24 protein-coding genes are annotated in these 17,343 nt (G+C 66.9%); 4 read left to right on the plus strand and 20 right to left on the minus strand.

The features are described from left to right. The first annotated feature begins 174 nt into the window (after positions 1–174). On the plus strand, positions 175–1,164 hold the full coding sequence (gene coaA / locus ACZ7MG_RS09090; protein ID WP_471385379.1) for a type I pantothenate kinase: 990 nt from the start codon (positions 175–177) through the stop codon (positions 1,162–1,164). A 49-nt stretch (positions 1,165–1,213) separates the two neighbouring features. Continuing rightward, complete coding sequence (locus ACZ7MG_RS09095; protein ID WP_471385377.1) at positions 1,214–2,143, plus strand: DUF389 domain-containing protein; 930 nt, start codon at positions 1,214–1,216, stop codon at positions 2,141–2,143. Positions 2,144–2,255: 112 nt separating this feature from the next. Here the strand turns inward: ACZ7MG_RS09095 and glmM are convergent, their stop codons facing one another. The 3 genes from glmM to rplM form a co-directional block, all read right to left on the minus strand. Next, the gene (glmM, locus tag ACZ7MG_RS09100; protein ID WP_471385375.1) at positions 2,256–3,614 is read right to left on the minus strand and encodes a phosphoglucosamine mutase; all 1,359 of its coding nucleotides are present in this window, start codon (positions 3,612–3,614) and stop codon (positions 2,256–2,258) included. A 255-nt stretch (positions 3,615–3,869) separates the two neighbouring features. Next, complete coding sequence (gene rpsI / locus ACZ7MG_RS09105; protein ID WP_471385373.1) at positions 3,870–4,391, minus strand: 30S ribosomal protein S9; 522 nt, start codon at positions 4,389–4,391, stop codon at positions 3,870–3,872. A 45-nt stretch (positions 4,392–4,436) separates the two neighbouring features. Next, entirely contained in the window at positions 4,437–4,880 is a 444-nt protein-coding gene (gene rplM, locus ACZ7MG_RS09110; RefSeq protein ID WP_045559465.1) for a 50S ribosomal protein L13, read from the minus strand. Between the two features lie 339 nt (positions 4,881–5,219). Between rplM and ACZ7MG_RS09115 the strand changes: the two genes are divergently transcribed. Both ACZ7MG_RS09115 and ACZ7MG_RS09120 read left to right on the plus strand, forming a co-directional pair. Continuing rightward, positions 5,220–5,594, plus strand: a complete 375-nt coding sequence (locus ACZ7MG_RS09115) for a hypothetical protein (RefSeq protein ID WP_471385371.1) — start codon at positions 5,220–5,222, stop codon at positions 5,592–5,594. A gap of 90 nt (positions 5,595–5,684) precedes the next feature. Continuing rightward, positions 5,685–6,569: a hypothetical protein gene (locus ACZ7MG_RS09120; RefSeq protein WP_471385369.1), complete on the plus strand. Its 885-nt coding sequence runs from the start codon at positions 5,685–5,687 to the stop codon at positions 6,567–6,569. 37 nt (positions 6,570–6,606) lie between these two features. Here ACZ7MG_RS09120 and truA read toward each other — a convergent pair whose 3' ends face one another. The 17 genes from truA to ACZ7MG_RS09205 all read right to left on the minus strand — a co-directional run bounded on the left by truA (position 6,607) and on the right by ACZ7MG_RS09205 (position 17,340). Further along, positions 6,607–7,470, minus strand: a complete 864-nt coding sequence (gene truA, locus ACZ7MG_RS09125; RefSeq protein ID WP_471385367.1) for a tRNA pseudouridine(38-40) synthase TruA — start codon at positions 7,468–7,470, stop codon at positions 6,607–6,609. Positions 7,471–7,618: 148 nt separating this feature from the next. Then, the gene (gene rplQ / locus ACZ7MG_RS09130) at positions 7,619–8,125 is read right to left on the minus strand and encodes a 50S ribosomal protein L17 (protein ID WP_471385365.1); all 507 of its coding nucleotides are present in this window, start codon (positions 8,123–8,125) and stop codon (positions 7,619–7,621) included. Positions 8,126–8,313: 188 nt separating this feature from the next. Continuing rightward, complete coding sequence (locus ACZ7MG_RS09135; protein WP_003966937.1) at positions 8,314–9,336, minus strand: DNA-directed RNA polymerase subunit alpha; 1,023 nt, start codon at positions 9,334–9,336, stop codon at positions 8,314–8,316. A 133-nt stretch (positions 9,337–9,469) separates the two neighbouring features. Then, positions 9,470–9,874: a 30S ribosomal protein S11 gene (rpsK, locus tag ACZ7MG_RS09140; RefSeq protein WP_003956432.1), complete on the minus strand. Its 405-nt coding sequence runs from the start codon at positions 9,872–9,874 to the stop codon at positions 9,470–9,472. A gap of 70 nt (positions 9,875–9,944) precedes the next feature. Next, a complete protein-coding gene (gene rpsM / locus ACZ7MG_RS09145) occupies positions 9,945–10,325 on the minus strand; it encodes a 30S ribosomal protein S13 (protein ID WP_005481202.1) in 381 nt (126 codons plus the stop codon). A 204-nt stretch (positions 10,326–10,529) separates the two neighbouring features. Further along, a complete protein-coding gene (gene rpmJ / locus ACZ7MG_RS09150; protein WP_003998809.1) occupies positions 10,530–10,643 on the minus strand; it encodes a 50S ribosomal protein L36 in 114 nt (37 codons plus the stop codon). 29 nt (positions 10,644–10,672) lie between these two features. Continuing rightward, positions 10,673–10,894 carry a translation initiation factor IF-1 gene (infA, locus tag ACZ7MG_RS09155; protein WP_003948620.1) on the minus strand — a complete coding sequence of 74 codons (222 nt, stop codon included), beginning with the start codon at positions 10,892–10,894 and terminating at the stop codon, positions 10,673–10,675. Between the two features lie 221 nt (positions 10,895–11,115). Continuing rightward, positions 11,116–11,952, minus strand: a complete 837-nt coding sequence (map, locus tag ACZ7MG_RS09160; RefSeq protein ID WP_471385363.1) for a type I methionyl aminopeptidase — start codon at positions 11,950–11,952, stop codon at positions 11,116–11,118. Between the two features lie 135 nt (positions 11,953–12,087). Continuing rightward, on the minus strand, positions 12,088–12,750 hold the full coding sequence (locus ACZ7MG_RS09165) for an adenylate kinase (protein ID WP_471385361.1): 663 nt from the start codon (positions 12,748–12,750) through the stop codon (positions 12,088–12,090). Beyond that, complete coding sequence (gene secY, locus ACZ7MG_RS09170) at positions 12,750–14,063, minus strand: preprotein translocase subunit SecY (protein WP_471385359.1); 1,314 nt, start codon at positions 14,061–14,063, stop codon at positions 12,750–12,752. Before secY ends, ACZ7MG_RS09165 begins: the two co-directional genes overlap by 1 nt. Before the next feature lie 242 nt (positions 14,064–14,305). Beyond that, complete coding sequence (gene rplO / locus ACZ7MG_RS09175; protein WP_030359014.1) at positions 14,306–14,761, minus strand: 50S ribosomal protein L15; 456 nt, start codon at positions 14,759–14,761, stop codon at positions 14,306–14,308. A 2-nt stretch (positions 14,762–14,763) separates the two neighbouring features. Then, positions 14,764–14,943, minus strand: coding sequence for a 50S ribosomal protein L30 (gene rpmD / locus ACZ7MG_RS09180; protein WP_052580766.1), 180 nt, complete (start codon positions 14,941–14,943; stop codon positions 14,764–14,766). A gap of 2 nt (positions 14,944–14,945) precedes the next feature. Continuing rightward, positions 14,946–15,551: a 30S ribosomal protein S5 gene (gene rpsE / locus ACZ7MG_RS09185; protein ID WP_009190144.1), complete on the minus strand. Its 606-nt coding sequence runs from the start codon at positions 15,549–15,551 to the stop codon at positions 14,946–14,948. Positions 15,552–15,590: 39 nt separating this feature from the next. Further along, positions 15,591–15,974 (minus strand): 50S ribosomal protein L18, encoded by a 384-nt coding sequence (rplR, locus tag ACZ7MG_RS09190; protein WP_005481210.1) that lies wholly within the window; start codon positions 15,972–15,974, stop codon positions 15,591–15,593. Positions 15,975–15,977: 3 nt separating this feature from the next. Then, the gene (gene rplF, locus ACZ7MG_RS09195) at positions 15,978–16,517 is read right to left on the minus strand and encodes a 50S ribosomal protein L6 (protein ID WP_086752865.1); all 540 of its coding nucleotides are present in this window, start codon (positions 16,515–16,517) and stop codon (positions 15,978–15,980) included. Positions 16,518–16,542: 25 nt separating this feature from the next. Continuing rightward, positions 16,543–16,941 carry a 30S ribosomal protein S8 gene (rpsH, locus tag ACZ7MG_RS09200; protein WP_013001411.1) on the minus strand — a complete coding sequence of 133 codons (399 nt, stop codon included), beginning with the start codon at positions 16,939–16,941 and terminating at the stop codon, positions 16,543–16,545. Between the two features lie 213 nt (positions 16,942–17,154). Further along, entirely contained in the window at positions 17,155–17,340 is a 186-nt protein-coding gene (locus ACZ7MG_RS09205) for a type Z 30S ribosomal protein S14 (RefSeq protein WP_003948630.1), read from the minus strand. Positions 17,341–17,343 lie beyond the last annotated feature (3 nt).

Below are 17,343 nucleotides of genomic sequence, written 5' to 3' on the forward strand. Positions count from 1 at the left end.
GCGGTCCCCTCCCGACCGCCCGGACGCTAGTCCTCCCCCCACCCGAGGTCCATACCTTCACCACAGTTCACGCACAGAGAGGGGAGAACCCCCTACCGTGCCCCCGGCCCCGGCGTGACGGAACCCACCGGCCCCCACCCCGCCACCCCGTTCAAACTCCGTTAACAATGGACTGTGATCTCACCGGTCTCCTCGTTGCCGCGGAGCGCCCACCGGCCCAGGCCGGAGGCGACTCCCTACGTCGACCTCACCCGTGCCGAGTGGAGCGCGCTGCGCGAAAAAACGCCGCTGCCACTGAACGCCGAGGAGGTCGAGAAGCTGCGCGGTCTGGGCGATGTCATCGACCTCGACGAGGTACGGGACATCTACCTGCCGCTGTCCCGGCTCCTCAACCTCTACGTCGGCGCCACCGACGGCCTGCGCGGCGCCCTGAACACGTTCCTGGGCGAGCAGGGCTCCCAGTCCGGCACCCCGTTCGTCATAGGCGTCGCCGGCTCCGTGGCCGTCGGCAAGTCGACCGTCGCCCGCCTCCTCCAGGCCCTGCTGGCCCGCTGGCCCGAGCACCCCCGCGTCGAACTGGTCACCACCGACGGCTTCCTGCTCCCCATGAAGGACCTCCAGGAACGCGGTCTGGTCTCCCGCAAGGGCTTCCCCGAGTCGTACGACCGCCGGGCCCTGACCCGTTTCGTCGCCGACATCAAGGCCGGCAAGGACGAGGTGACGGCCCCCGTCTACTCCCACCTCATCTACGACATCGTCCCCGGCCAGCGGCTCACGGTCCGCCGCCCCGACATCCTCATCGTCGAGGGCCTCAACGTCCTGCAGCCCGCCCTCCCCGGGCAGGACGGCCGCACCCGCGTCGGTCTCGCCGACTACTTCGACTTCAGCGTGTACGTCGACGCCGGCGCCGACGACATCGAGCGCTGGTACCTCAACCGCTTCAAGAAGCTCCGTCAGACCGCGTTCCAGAAGCAGGACTCGTACTTCCGCAAGTACACCCAGGTCTCCGAGGACGACGCCGTCGACTACGCCCGCACCCTCTGGCGCACCATCAACAAGCCCAACCTGGTCGAGAACATCGCCCCCACCCGGGGCCGCGCCACCCTCATCATCCGCAAGGGCGCCGACCACAAGGTCCGCCGCCTGAGCCTGCGCAAGCTGTAGCCCCCGCACCGGGCCCAGCCCCTTCACCCGACCCGGCTACCCTGCGGGCATGCTGCATCTGCGCCTGATCACCCCGGCCGAGAAGACGGCCGAGGTCGTACGCCTGATCGAGGGGACGGTCGGGACCACCCATCTCGTCGTCCTGCCCGGCACCGCCCGCAACCCCGCCGGCGACGTCGTGATGTGCGACGTCGCACGCGAGGCGGGCGACGAACTGATCGCCGCGCTCCGGGCGTTGGACTTGGACGAGACCGGTTCGATCGCGGTCGAGAACATCGACCTGTCGCTGTCCAGGCGGGCCGACAAGGCGGAGAAGGAGGCCCCGGGCGAGGGCGCCGACGCGGTCCTCTGGGAACACCTGACCGACGCGACCCACGAGGAGTCGACGCTCTCCCTCACCTACATCGCGTTCATCACACTGGCCACGATGATCGCGGCCTGCGGCGTGGTCCTCGACAACGCGGTCCTGATCGTCGGCGCGATGGCGGTGGGCCCGGAGTTCGGCCCCCTGGCCGGCATCAGCACCTCCCTCGTCCAACGCCACCCGCGCCTGGCCGTACGGTCGCTCGTCGCCCTGCTGGTGGGCTTCGCCGTGGCGATGGCGGTGACGGTGGGCTTCAGCCTCTTCATGGACACGCTCGGCTACTTCACCGAGGCCAAACTGGAGGCCGACCGCCCCAACACCGCCTTCGTCTACGCCCCCGACGCCTTCTCCTTCATCGTGGCGGTCCTGGCGGGCATCGCCGGCACCCTCTCCCTCACCTCGGCGAAGTCGGGCGCCCTGGTGGGCGTCGCCATCTCGGTCACCACGGTCCCGGCGGCGGCCAACGCGGCGGTCGCCCTGGCCTACGGCGACACCAAACAGACGGTGGGCTCCACGGAGCAACTCCTCCTGAACCTCCTGGGCATCGTCCTCGCAGGCACCCTGACCCTGCTCCTCCAGAAGTGGCTGTGGTCCAGGCAACGCAGCACTTCATAACCGGGCCCAGCACAAAAGGGGCGCGAGGAACTGCGCGACAAGCCACGACGAACCCGCAGCCCGCACCACACAGAACCCCACGCCCCTACCCGGAACGACCGGAACCCCAGAACTACCCGAGCGCCGACTTCACCACATCAGCCAACCGCCCAGCCACAGACCGAGCCTGCTCGATATCGGCCGCCTCCACCATCACCCGCACCAACGGCTCGGTCCCCGAGGGCCGCAACAACACCCGCCCCGTGGACCCCAGTTCGGCCTCGGCCTCACCCACCGCCGCCGCCAGCTCCGCCGACGTGGACACCCGCGACCGGTCCACGTCCGGCACATTGATGAGCACCTGCGGCAGCCGCTCCATCACCCCGGCGAGCTCCCGCAGCGTACGCCCGGTCTGCGCCACCCGCGCCGCCAGCAGCAGCCCCGTCAGCGTGCCGTCACCCGTCGTCGCGTGGTCGGAGATGATCACATGCCCGGACTGCTCGCCCCCGAGCGCGTACCCGTGCTCCTTCATCTCCTCCAGCACATACCGGTCCCCGACCGCGGCCTGCACCAGCCGCAGCCCCTCCCGCTCCAGCGCCAGCTTGAACCCGAGGTTGGACATCACGGTGGCGACCACGGTGTCGGACCGCAGCACGCCCCGCTCCCGCATCGCCAGCGCGAGGACGGCGAGGATCTGGTCCCCGTCGACCTCGTCGCCCTCGTGGTCCACCGCGAGGCACCGGTCCGCGTCCCCGTCGTGCGCGATCCCGAGATGCGCCCCGTGCTCCAGGACAGCGGCCTTCAGCGGCCCGAGGTGCGTCGACCCGCACCCGTCGTTGATGTTGAGCCCGTCCGGCTCGGCCCCGATCGTGACGATCTCGGCGCCGGCGCGGGTGAACGCCTCCGGCGAGACCCCGGCGGCGGCACCGTGCGCCTCGTCCAGGACGATCTTGAGCCCGTCGAGCCGGTTGGGGAGGGCGGCGAGCAGATGCCCGACATACCGCTCGAAGCCGTCGTCGTACGACCGGACACGGCCGACGCCCGCACCCGTGGGCCGCTCCCAGGGGGCCCCGGTGCGGTGCTCCTCGTAGACGCCCTCGATCCTGTCCTCCAGCTCGTCGGCGAGCTTGTGACCGCCGCGGGCGAAGAACTTGACCCCGTTGTCGGGCATGGCGTTGTGGCTGGCGGAGAGCATCACACCGAGGTCGGCGCCCAGCTCGCCGGTGAGGAACGCCACCGCGGGGGTGGGCAGCACACCGACGCGCAGCACATCGACGCCCGCGCTGGCGAGGCCGGCCACGACGGCCGCCTCCAGGAACTCTCCGGACGCCCGCGGATCCCGTCCGACCACCGCCACCGGCTTGTGGCCCTCGAACGTTCCCGCCTCGGCGAGTACATGTGCCGCCGCGACGGAGAGTCCGAGCGCGAGCTCGGCCGTCAGATCCGCGTTGGCGACACCGCGCACGCCGTCCGTGCCGAAGAGTCGTCCCACTGTGGTGTCCTCCGAATTGCTGAGAATGTGCGGCTCGTACTGTTGGCCCCGAGTGTCCCGGCTTTCCCCGGACCAAGTACATCCCCTGAGACTGTCCTCCCCCTTTCGGGGTTGTACCGACAGTCTGTGTATAAGCCTGCGATAAGCGATCGCCCCTGCTACGCAAACCGCCCCGGCGGCACGGGTACGTGCCACCGGGGCGATACGCGCAATGCGCAACGCACGCGATACGCGCCCTGCGGCGCGAGCGCGGATTTAGCGCTTGCTGTACTGCGGAGCCTTGCGGGCCTTCTTCAGACCGGCCTTCTTGCGCTCGACCGCACGGTCGTCGCGGCGGAGGAAGCCGGCCTTCTTGAGGGCGCCACGGTTGTTGTCGACGTCGGCCTCGTTCAGCGCGCGGGCGACACCGAGACGGAGCGCACCGGCCTGGCCGGAGACACCGCCACCGGAGATGCGGGCGACGACGTCGTAACGGCCTTCGAGCTCAAGAACCTTGAACGGCTCGTTGACCTCCTGCTGGTGCACCTTGTTGGGGAAGTAGTCCTCAAGGGTGCGGCCGTTGATCTTCCACTTGCCGGAGCCCGGGACGATCCGGACGCGGGCGATGGCGTTCTTGCGACGGCCCAGGCCGGCGGCCGGCTGCGGGTCGCCGAAGCGGGAGGCCATGGACTCGGAGGTGTACTCGCCCTCGACGGGGACGTCCGACTCCGTGGTGTAGCTGTCGATGTCGACAAGCTCGGTCTCTTCGACCGGCTGCTCAACGGTGGTCTCGGCCACGATTCTCCTCAGATTCTTTCTTCGAGCTTGGGGGTGTGGCCGGACTTACTGCGCGACCTGGGTGATCTCGAACGGCACCGGCTGCTGGGCAGCGTGCGGGTGCTGGTCGCCCGAGTAGACCTTCAGCTTCGAAAGCATCTGACGGCCCAGGGTGTTCTTGGGGATCATGCCCTTGATGGCCTTCTCGACGGCCTTCTCGGGGTTCTTCGCCAACAGCTCGTCGTAACGGACGGAGCGCAGACCACCCGGGTAGCCGGAGTGGCGGTACGCCAGCTTCTGGGTCTTCTTGTTGCCGGACAGGTGAACCTTGTCGGCGTTGATGATGATGACGAAGTCGCCCATGTCCATGTGCGGGGCATAGGTCGGCTTGTGCTTGCCACGGAGGAGGTTCGCGGCAGTGGTAGCCAGACGGCCCAGGACGATGTCCTGTGCGTCGATGACGTGCCACTGGCGAGTCACATCGCCGGGCTTGGGGCTGTACGTGCGCACTTCGCAGCCTTCTTCTTCAGTGGATGGGTGCTGACACAGGCATCACTGAAGCGATCGTGCAGCTGGGGACGACAGTGCCGGGAACGCTGCCCGTATGCCGCCCACTGGTAACTGCTCCAGGGAACCTACGCAAGGGCTTCTCGCCTGAGAGCGACCAAGCCAATACGCATAACAATCCGCAAGAGTACTCGGGCGGCCCCGGACGGGTCAAAACGGCCCCGGAACGGGGGACCACGGCCCCCGTTGATCCACTTCGCCCGTGGGTTCGATACGATCCGGCCCCACGTGCCGCGAGGTACGCGATTGTGTCATGCAAGCTGCAAACTACGGGGTTCACATATGAAGTTCCGCAAGAACGTTGCCGCCGCGATCGTGGCGGCCGGTGTCGCACTGACGCTGGGCAGCGCAGGGACGGCGTCCGCGTCGAGCTACTACTCGGTGCCCGGCGGCCAGGTGAAGTTCACGTCCAAGGGCGAGATCCTCAAGATCTGGGACATGAAGGCGGGCAAGACCGGTCTCTACGTCTCCGTCTACGACCTGTCCGCGAAGAACCCGACGATGGACGACTGCCACGTCAAGGGCAAGGGCAAGAGCAAGACCTGCAACATGGGTTTCACGAATGGGCACAAGCTCGAGATCACCGTCTACTCGTACACGAAGCTGAACGACCACAGCACGCGCAAGATCGTCGCCAGCTGGAAGGACAAGGCGTAAGCCGCAACCGGGGCAAGTCATCTCCTCCATGGCTGTCGGCGTGACCCATAACTGAAGAAGGCCTCCCCCCGCCCGTCTAAACTGCGCCCCATGAGCTTTGGGCAGGGGGGGTCTCAGTGGAGCCCCGGGGGTTCCCACAATCCGTGGGACAATCAGTTCAATTCCAGCAGTAATCAGACCCCGGACTGGGCGTCACTCGCCGAGCAGTCCGAAACACGCAACAGACGCCGCAGACTGCTGCTGATCGTCGGCGGCGCACTCGCCACGGTCGGCATAGGCATCGCCGTGGCCGTCGCCGTCGTCAACACCGACGGCGGCAGCACCACGGCGAACGGCCCGAACGACCTCCCGGCCACGGCGGACATCCCGAGCGCCAGCGCCAAGACGGACCCGTCGTTCGCCCCGACCTCGGCCCCGCCACCGCTGGACCCGAAGGAGTTCATCTCCAGCTCGGGCAAGGACAAGGCGCCGATCAGCCCGGACATCCTCTTCCCGGGCTCCCAGCTGACCAAGCGCGAGGGCGTCGTCTACCGCAAGGGCGCCACGGCTTCGACGAAAGACTGCGCCTCGGCCGTCCAGGGCACCCTCGACAAGCTGCTGACCAGCAACGACTGCACCCGCTTCATGCGCGTGACCTACTTCCGGGAGAAGATCGCGGTCACGATCGGCGTCGCCCTGTTCGACACCGAGGCGAAGGCGACCAAGGTCAAGGAGGACTGGGACAAGCAGAGCACCATCGTCTCCGTCTCCGGTGAGGGCGTCCCCACCTTCTGCCGGACGACGGTGTGTCGCACGACCGCCAACTCCTACGGCCGCTACGCCTACTTCACCCTCTCCGGCTTCACCGACGGCAAGGACGTGACGGAGAAGGATAAGGCCGTCTTCGAGGCCGGCGACGACCTCGGCGAGTCCACATACGAACACATTCACCGCCGGGGCGAGACCCAGGCGGCCGCCGCGGCCAACGGCCAGTAGCACGTTCCGGTAGCCACACACCTCCCCCGCCCCGGGGTCAGCAGCAGCCGGCCCCGGGTGCCCCCGGCAGGCTCCGCCGGTTCCGCGCCTCCTTGCTCCGCGCGGCCAGCAGCTCGTCCGCCGGGTACCCGACCTCCTCCAGGGTCAGCCCGTGCGGCCGTACGACGTGCACGGCGGAGTCCCGTACACCGGCGGCCAGCACCTTCCCGGGCCACTCGGGCGCCCGGTGCCCGTCCCCCACGAACAGCAGCGCCCCGATCAGCGACCGCACCATGTTGTGGCAGAACGCGTCGGCCCGCACGGTCGCGGTGATCACCCCGTCGTCCCCGCGCACCAGGCTCAGCTCCTGGAGCGTACGGATGGTGGTGGCCCCCTCCCGCCGCTTGCAGTAGGCGGCGAAGTCGTGCTCCCCGAGCAGCGCCCGCGCGGCCTCGTTCATGGCGTCGACGTCGAGCGGCCAGTCGTGCCACAGCACGTGACCGCGCAGCAACGGGTCGACACCCCCGGGGTTGTCCGTCACCCGGTACGCGTACCGCCGCCAGACGGCCGAGAACCGCGCGTTGAAGCCGCTGGGCGCCTCCCTGAGGGCCCAGACCCGTACGTCCCTGGAGAGCCGTCCCGCGAGCCGCTTGAGGAGCTTCCCGTGGTGCTCGTCCCAGACCTCCCGCGGCAGGTCGACATGCGCCACCTGGCCCCGCGCGTGCACCCCCGCGTCGGTCCGCCCCGCCACGGTCAGCTCGTACGTCTCCCGCGACCGCGTCACGGTCCGCAGCGCGTCCTCGATCTCCCCCTGCACGGTCCGCCGCCCCCCGGCCTGCTTGGCCCACCCGGAGAACTCACTCCCGTCGTACGACAGGTCCAGCCGGACACGGACATGACCGGGCGCCGCTTCATCACTCACGTACAGCTCCTCTCAGGTACAAAAAAGCGGGCCCGCTCCCGTAACAGGAACGGACCCACTCAGACGCGCCCCCATCAGGGGCGCGGGGAACTGCGCGACCAGCCACGACGAACCCGCAGCCGCCAACCGCACAGCACCCCGCAGACGCTTATGCGTCCTTCGACTCCTCAGCGGCCTCGTCAGCAGCCTCGTCAGCCTTGGTGGTGTCCACCTTGGCCTCGGCGGCGGGCGCCTCGGCGTCCTTGGCGGCACGCTTGGTGGCAGCCTCGGCCTCACCGGTGGCCTGCTGCGCGACCGTCAGCGCCTCGACCAGCTCGATGACAGCCATGGGCGCGTTGTCGCCACGGCGGTTACCGATCTTGGTGATACGGGTGTAGCCACCCGGACGGTTCTCGTACCGCGGGCCGATCTCGGTGAAGAGCGTGTGCACGACGCTCTTGTCCGTGATGACCTGGAGCACCTGGCGGCGGTTGTGAAGGTCGCCCTTCTTGCCCTTGGTGATCAGACGCTCGGCGTAGGGCCGCAGACGGCGGGCCTTCGCCTCGGTGGTGGTGATGCGACCGTGCTCGAAAAGGCTCTTCGCGAGGTTCGCGAGCAGCAGCTTCTCGTGCGCGGCACTGCCGCCCAGACGGGCACCCTTGGTGGGCTTCGGCATGGTGTTTCTCCTAGGTGTCTGCCCCGGCCGTACCAGGTACCGGGGTCAGTATCCGAGCGGGCGGATGCCCGTCGAAGATCCGGAGTTCTTTACGACTCCGGAGGGTCCGCGCCCCGTAAGGGGCGCGGGGAACTGCGCGACCAGCCACTACGGACCCGCAGCCAGAATCCGGCCGTCTCGCGGAGCGACTAGTACTGCTCGGTCTCCACGAAGCCCGCGTCCGCATCGTCGTCCGCACCGAACGCGTCCGCCGCAGCGGTGGGGTCGAACCCGGGAGGCGAGTCCTTGAGCGCGAGGCCCATACCCGCCAGCTTCGCCTTGACCTCGTCGATCGACTTCGCACCGAAGTTACGAATGTCGAGCAGGTCCGCCTCGGAGCGCGCGACCAGCTCACCCACGGAGTGGATGCCCTCACGCTTGAGGCAGTTGTACGACCGAACGGTGAGCTCCAGCTCCTCGATCGGCAGCGCCAGATCAGCGGCCAGGGCGGCGTCCGTGGGGGACGGGCCCATGTCGATGCCCTCGGCGTCGATGTTCAGCTCACGGGCGAGACCGAACAGCTCGACCAGGGTCTTACCGGCGGAGGCCATGGCGTCACGGGGACGCATCGCCTGCTTGGTCTCGACGTCGACGATCAGCTTGTCGAAGTCGGTGCGCTGCTCGACACGCGTGGCCTCGACCTTGTACGTGACCTTGAGAACCGGCGAGTAGATCGAGTCGACCGGGATACGGCCGATCTCCTGGCCCACCTGCTTGTTCTGCACGGCGGAGACATAACCGCGGCCACGCTCGACCGTCAGCTCCATCTCCAGCTTGCCCTTGCCGTTGAGCGTGGCGAGGACGAGGTCGGGGTTGTGCACCTCGACACCGGCCGGGGGCGCGATGTCGGCGGCGGTGACCAGACCCGGACCCTGCTTGCGCAGGTACATCACGACCGGCTCGTCGTGCTCCGAGGAGACGACCAGCTGCTTGATGTTGAGGATCAGGTCGGTGACGTCCTCCTTGACGCCCGGCACGGTGGTGAACTCGTGCAGGACACCGTCGATCCGGATGCTGGTGACAGCCGCACCGGGGATCGACGACAGGAGCGTACGACGCAGGGAGTTGCCGAGGGTGTAGCCGAAGCCCGGCTCCAGCGGCTCGATCACGAACCGGGAGCGGAATTCGTCGACGACCTCTTCGGTCAACGAAGGGCGCTGAGCGATCAGCATGTGGTGATCCTTCTGTCATGGGCGCCCGCTATTTGACGCCCTTGAGAACTACAAGGGTACGGGCGATATGGCCCCGAAGAGCCATACCGCCCGAAAACCTCAGACCAAGCAGTCGCGCACCCGACCCGAAGGGTCAGACGCGGCGGCGCTTGGGGGGACGGCAGCCGTTGTGCGGGGTGGGCGTGACGTCCTGGATGGAGCCGACCTCGAGACCGGTCGCCTGCAGCGAACGGATGGCCGTCTCACGACCCGAGCCCGGGCCCTTGACGAACACGTCGACCTTGCGCATGCCGTGCTCCTGCGCGCGACGGGCGGCCGACTCGGCGGCCATCTGCGCGGCGAACGGCGTGGACTTCCGGGAGCCCTTGAAACCGACGTGGCCGGCGGAGGCCCAGGAGATCACGTTGCCCGAGGGGTCCGTGATCGAGACGATCGTGTTGTTGAACGTGCTCTTGATGTGCGCGTGGCCGTGAGCGACGTTCTTCTTTTCCTTGCGGCGCACCTTCTTGGCAGCGCCCTGACGACCCTTGGGGGGCATCTACAAACTCCTACGGGGAGGTGGTCGGTCCTACAGCGAAGACCGCTGATGAAGCGTTGTCCGCTGAGGACTACTTCTTGCCCGGCTTCTTCTTACCGGCGATGGCGCGACGCGGGCCCTTGCGGGTGCGGGCGTTGGTGCTGGTGCGCTGACCGCGGACGGGCAGACCACGACGGTGACGGAGACCCTGGTAGCAGCCGATCTCCACCTTGCGGCGGATGTCGGCCTGGACCTCGCGACGGAGGTCACCCTCGGTCTTGATGTTGTTGTCCACGTACTCGCGGATCGCGACGAGCTGCTCCTCGGAGAGGTCGCGGACGCGGGTGTCGGGGTTGACGCCGGTCGCTGCCAGCGTCTCCTGGGAGAGGGTCCGGCCGATGCCGAACACGTAGGTGAGGGCGACCTCCACGCGCTTGTCGCGCGGGATGTCAACACCGGAAACGCGTGCCATTCAATGGCTCCTGGTGATTGTCGGAGGTCTTCAACAGAACCGGCTCCCGGCCGCCGTACCAGGTACGAACCGGGTCCCCGGCCTCCGAGCCGGGGGTGTCAGACACGTTGCGAAAGCCGTGTCTGGGTCCTGCGTATGAACAAATTCAGCTCGCGTCGCGCGAATCCCTGCGATGTCGATGCAGAGGGAGTGGTCGAACGTGCGTCAGCCCTGGCGCTGCTTGTGGCGCGGGTTCTCGCAGATGACCATGACCCGACCGTGACGGCGGATCACCCTGCACTTGTCGCAGATCTTCTTGACGCTCGGCTTGACCTTCATGGGATCGAGGTTCTCCGAGTCAGAGGGATCTACTTGTAGCGGTAGACGATCCGGCCACGCGTCAGGTCGTACGGAGACAGCTCCACCACGACCCGGTCGTCAGGGAGGATACGGATGTAGTGCATACGCATCTTGCCGCTGATGTGTGCCAGGACCTGGTGGCCGTTCTGGAGCTCGACCTTGAACATGGCGTTCGGAAGAGACTCGACGACAGTGCCCTCGATCTCGATGGCACCTTGCTTCTTGGCCACGCTTCGCCCTTCGAATCGACTACCTTGATCGACTCCACGTAACCGAATGAAGACACACGGAAACACGAGAGCCGACGAGTCAGTCTACGCCAGGGCCCCGAGAAACACGAATTCGGGTAAGGATGCCCAGGCCCGAAGATCCTTATGCGGCGCCAGCCGCACCAAGGGGCGCGGGGAACTGCGCGATCAGCCCCCACCCACCCGCAACCGGCGACGAACCCTCAGCCCACCGGATCAGGAGCCGCGGTGATCCCGAACTCCGCGAGCTTCGCCCGACCCCCGTCCGGCGCCGTCAGCACCAACGGCCCCTGCTCGGTCAGAGCAACCGAGTGCTCCCAGTGCGACGACCACGTCCCGTCCGTGCTCACCACGGTCCAGTCGTCCGCGAGAACCTTCGTCTTCGGCGTCCCCAGAGCCACCATCGGCTCGATCGCGAGACAGAACCCGGGCACCAGCTTCGGCCCCTTCCCCCGCCGCCGCTCGACATAGTTCAGCAGATGCGGGTCCATGTGCATCTCGGTCCCGATGCCGTGGCCGCCGTAGTCCTCGACGATCCCGTACTTCCCGCCGCCCGGCTTCGGCTGCCGGCGGATGTACGTCTCGATGGCCCGTGACACGTCGACCAGCCGGTTGCCCACCTTCATCGCGGCGATCCCGGCCCACATGGACTCCTCGGTCACCCGCGACAGCTCGATCAGCTCCGGAGCGTGGCCGGAGCCCACGAAGGCGGTGTAGGCGGCGTCCCCGTGCCAGCCGTCGACGATCGCGCCGCAGTCGATGGAGATGATGTCGCCGTCCTTCAGGACGACCTCGTCGCTCGGGATGCCGTGCACCACGACCTCGTTCACCGAGGTGCAGATCGTCGCCGGGAAGCCGCCGTACCCGAGGAAGTTCGACTTCGCCCCGTGCTCAGCGAGCACCTTGCGGGCGACCTCGTCGAGGTCCTTCGTGGAGGCACCCGGCACGGCGGCCTCCCGGGTGGCCGCGTGGATCGCGGCGACGACCAGCCCCGCCTCGCGCATCTTGGCGATCTGCTCGGGGCTCTTGATCTGCACCATGGGGGCCTGCGCTCTCCGTCTTCCGTGACTGCGAACTGCGTGACTGCGTAACTGCGAACTGAAGAAAACTGCCTACACAACAGTACGGCCGCGGCGCCCTTCCCGGGCACCGCGGCCTATGTACCGACCGACGACCTAGTTGTCGTCGTCCTCGCGCTTGAGCGCCTCCATGGCGCGCTGGGTGACTTCCTCCACCGGACCGAGCGACGAGATCGTCACCACGAGGCCCTGGGCCTTGTAGTAGTCGATGATCGGCTCGGTCTGGGTGTGGTAGACCTCCAGACGCTTGCGGACGGTCTCCTCGGAGTCGTCGTCACGCTGGTACAGCTCGCCGCCGCAGACGTCGCAGACGCCCTCGCGCTTCGGCTGCTTGTACGTGACGTGGAAGACGTGGGCGGAGTCGTTCCGGCAGATGCGCCGGCCGGCGATCCGCTTGACGACCTCCTCCTCGGGGACCTCCAGGTCCAGCACCGCGTCCAGGTTCATGGACTCTTCCTGGAGCGTCACGTCCAGCGCCTCGGCCTGCGAGACGTTGCGCGGGAAGCCGTCGAGCAGGAAGCCGTGCTCGGCGTCCGGCTGCTCCATGCGGTCCTTGGCCATCGCGATGGTGACCTCGTCCGGCACCAGCTCGCCCTTGTCCATGTAGGACTTCGCGAGTTTGCCGAGCTCCGTCTGCTTGCTGATGTTGGCCCGGAACAGGTCGCCCGTGGAGATGTGCGGGATCGACAGGTTCTGTGCCAGGAACGCGGCCTGCGTTCCCTTACCCGCACCCGGCGGCCCGACGAGGACGATTCGCATCAGCGGAGGAACCCTTCGTAATTGCGCTGCTGGAGCTGGCTCTCGATCTGCTTCACCGTCTCCAGACCCACACCCACGATGATCAGGATGCTGGTACCGCCGAACGGGAAGTTCTGGTTTGCCCCGAGGGGCGCCAACGCCATTGTCGGTACGAGAGCGATCAGACCCAGGTACAGCGAACCCGGCCAGGTGATCCGGTTGAGCACGTAGCTCAGGTACTCAGCGGTCGGTCGGCCAGCCCGGATGCCCGGGATGAAGCCACCATACTTCTTCATGTTGTCCGCGACTTCCTCGGGGTTGAACGAGATGGCCACGTAGAAGAAAGCGAAGAAGATGATGAGGAAGAAATAGATCGTGATGTGCGCCGGCGCGGCGGTGTCCGCGAGATTCTTGGTGACCCAAGTCGCCCAGCCCGCCGTGGAGTTGGAGAACTGCACGATGAGAGCCGGAATGTAGAGCAGCGACGAGGCGAAAATCACAGGGATGATGCCCGCCTGGTTGACCTTCAACGGAATGTAGGTCGAGGTGCCACCGTAGGAACGGCGCCCGATCATGCGCTTGGCGTACTGGACCGGGATACGGCGCTGAGCCTGCTCGACGAAGACCACCAGCGCGACCATGACCAGACCCACGGCGATGACGATGCCGAACTCGATCCAGCCGCCCGCCAGGTCGCCCTGCTCCTTGATCGCCCACAGCGCGGACGGGAAGGTGGCGGCGATCGAGATGAACATCAGGATCGACATGCCGTTGCCGATACCGCGGTCGGTGATCAGCTCACCGAGCCACATGACGACGGCCGTACCGGCGGTCATGGTGATGACCATGACCATGGTGGTGAAGATCGACTGGTCGGGGACGATCAGGCCGGCCTGCGCACAGCCGTTGAACAGCGAGCCGCTGCGGGCGGTGGCGACGAGGCCGGTGCCCTGGAGGATCGCCAGGGCGACCGTCAGATAACGCGTGTACTGCGTGATCTTCGCCGTACCGGCCTGGCCCTCCTTCTTGAGGGCTTCCAGACGCGGGATCACCACGGTCAGCAGCTGCAGAATGATGCTCGCCGTGATGTACGGCATGATGCCGAGCGCGAAGATCGTGATCTGCAGCAGCGCGCCACCACTGAACATGTTGACCAGGCCGAAGAGACCCGAGTTGGTCTGGGCCTGGTCGATGCAGAACTGGACGGCGGAGTAGTCGACACCCGGGATCGGCACATGTGTGCCGATCCGGTAGATCACGATGATGCCGAACGTGAAGAGCAGCTTCTTGCGCAGGTCGGGCGTCTTGAACGCCCGGGCGAACGCGGTGAGCACGGTGCCTCCTGCGACCCCCGCGCTACTGCGTCAAGGGTGACGGTTTTGAGATTCTGATGAGGACGACTTACGTAACGTTTAACTGCCGCGTCGAGTGCCCCGTGCGGGGTCCCCTGTGAAAACGGACAGTGCAGGCCACCTTACCGGCGGGACTGCCTCCCTAGGAACGACCAACCGGGGATACCCCATTTGTGGGGTATCCCCGGTCGGGATCGCTCAAGTCATCGAGACGCCTGCTGTGTTCAGACGAGCTCGGTGACGGTACCGCCGGCGGCGGTGATCTTCTCCTTGGCGGAGCCGGAGACGGCGTCGACCGTCACCTGCAGCGCCACGGAGATCTCGCCCTGGCCGAGGACCTTGACGAGACTGTTCTTGCGGACGGCACCCTTGGCGACCAGGTCGGCAACGGTGACCTCCCCACCCTCGGGGTAGAGGGAGGCGAGCTTGTCCAGGTTCACGACCTGGAACTCCGTCTTGAAGGGGTTCTTGAAGCCCTTCAGCTTCGGGAGACGCATGTGGAGGGGCATCTGGCCACCCTCGAAGCGCTCCGGAACCTGGTAGCGGGCCTTCGTACCCTTGGTACCACGACCGGCCGTCTTACCCTTCGACGCCTCACCACGACCGACACGGGTCTTGGCGGTCTTGGCGCCGGGGGCCGGACGGAGGTTGTGGATCTTCAGCGGGTTGTTCTCCGCCATGATCAGACCTCCTCAACCGTCACGAGGTGGCGGACGGTGTGCACCATGCCGCGGAACTCGGGGCGGTCCTCCTTGACGACCTGCGTGTTGATGCCCTTGAGACCAAGGGAACGCAGGGTGTCACGGTGGTTCTGCTTGCTGCCGATGTAGGACTTGACCTGCGTAATCTTGAGCTGCGCCATGATTACGCACCCGCCCCGGCACGCGCACGGAGAAGAGCCGCGGGAGCGACGTCCTCGAGGGGCAGACCACGGCGGGCCGCGATCTCCTCGGGACGCTGCAGACCCTTCAGGGCCTCCACGGTCGCGTGCACGATGTTGATCGCGTTGTCGGAGCCGAGCGACTTCGACAGCACGTCGTGGATACCGGCGCACTCGAGCACGGCACGCACCGGGCCACCGGCGATAACGCCGGTACCGGGGGACGCGGGCTTGAGCAGGACGACGCCGGCAGCCTTCTCACCCTGGATGGGGTGCGGGATGGTGCCCTGGATACGGGGGACCTTGAAGAAGTGCTTCTTGGCCTCCTCCACACCCTTGGCGATGGCGGCCGGCACCTCCTTGGCCTTGCCGTAACCGACACCCACGGTGCCATCGCCATCGCCCACTACGACGAGCGCAGTGAAGCTGAAGCGACGACCACCCTTCACAACCTTGGCGACGCGGTTGATCGCGACAACGCGCTCAACGTACGCGGTCTTCTCGGCGGCAGCTGCGCCGCCGTCACGGCCCTTCCGGTCCCGCCGCTCGCCGCCACCGGCACCGCCACCGCGGCGCTGGGGTCCAGCCATTGGATTTACCTCTCTCTTTCCGCTAGCTACGCAGCGAGCTCAGAACTTGAGCCCGGCCTCGCGGGCGGCGTCGGCCAGGGCCGCGATGCGACCCGCATACCGGTTACCACCTCGGTCGAACACAACGGCCTCGACACCGGCGGCCTTGGCACGCTCGGCGACCAGGGCGCCGACCTTGCCGGCCTGCGCCGACTTGTCCTCCGACGCACCACGGATCGACGAGTCCAGGGTGGACGCCGACGCAAGGGTGTGCCCCTTGAGGTCGTCGATCACCTGGGCCACGATGTGGCGGTTCGAGCGGGTCACGACCAGGCGGGGACGCTCAGCCGTACCGTTGACCTTCTTACGGATCCGGATGTGGCGCCGCTTGATGGCTGCACGCTTGTAAGCGTCGCCCTTAGCGATCTTCGTACCGTATGCCATGGCTTACTTACCCGCCTTTCCGACCTTGCGGCGGATGACTTCGCCCTCGTACTTGACGCCCTTGGCCTTGTACGGGTCGGGCTTGCGCAGCTTGCGGATGTTGGCCGCAACCTCGCCGACCTTCTGCTTGTCGATGCCCTCGACCGAGAACCGGGTGGGGTTCTCCACCTTGAAGGTGATGCCCTCGGGCGCCTCGACGGTGATCGGGTGGCTGTAGCCGAGCGCGAACTCGAGGTTCGAGCCCTTGGCCTGCACGCGGTAACCGACACCGCTGATTTCGAGCTTCTTCACGTAACCCGTGGTCACGCCGGTGATCATGTTCGCCACCAGCGTGCGGGACAGGCCGTGCAGGGCCTTGTTCTGACGCTCGTCGTTGGGGCGGGTGACGTTCAGAACGCCGTCCTCACCCTTGGCGATGTCGATCGGCGAAGCGACGGTGTGGGTCAGCGAGCCCTTGGGGCCCTTGACCGAGACCGTACGGCCGTCGATGGTGACGTCCACGCCGGCGGGAACCGTGATGGGGAGCTTGCCAATACGCGACATAGCTTTTTCCTCCGATTCCTTTCCGCTACCAGACGTAGGCGAGAACTTCTCCGCCTACGCCCTTCTTGCCGGCCTGCTTGTCGGTGAGGAGCCCGTGCGACGTGGAGATGATCGCCACGCCGAGGCCGCCCAGCACCTTGGGCAGGGAGGTGGACTTCGCGTAAACCCGGAGACCGGGCTTGGAGATCCGCTTGATGCCCGCGATGGAGCGCTCACGGTTGGGGCCGAACTTCAGCTCCAGGACGAGGTTCTTGCCGACCTCGGCGTCCTCGACCTTCCAGCCCGTGATGAAGCCCTCCTGCTGGAGGATCTCCGCGATGTGAGACTTGATCTTCGATGCCGGCATCGTCACGGAGTCGTGGTATGCCGAGTTCGCGTTCCGCAGACGCGTAAGCATGTCTGCGATCGGATCAGTCATGGTCATGAATTGGCCTTCGGCCTCTCTCGCCGGGGTTTCCTGTATGCGCCATCCCTCTCCCCACTCGGTGGCGGGACGGGTGCGGTGCGGGGACCTACGGCGTAGTAAGTCGTACGGGCGGCAACAGGCGCCCAACCCTCCAAGCCTAAGCCATGGAAGGGAGGGCGCCTGACACGCCCAGTGCTTACCGAGAGCTTCGGGAGTCCCTTAAAGCGGGGACTACCAGGAGCTCTTGGTCACGCCCGGCAGCTCGCCACGGTGAGCCATCTCACGAAGGCACACGCGGCACAGGCCGAACTTGCGGTACACGGAGTGGGGACGGCCGCAGCGCTGGCAGCGCGTGTAGCCACGCACGCCGAACTTGGGCTTGCGAGCAGCCTTCGCGATCAGAGCCTTCTTCGCCATCTC

This window comes from Streptomyces sp. NPDC107538 (assembly GCF_055657445.1).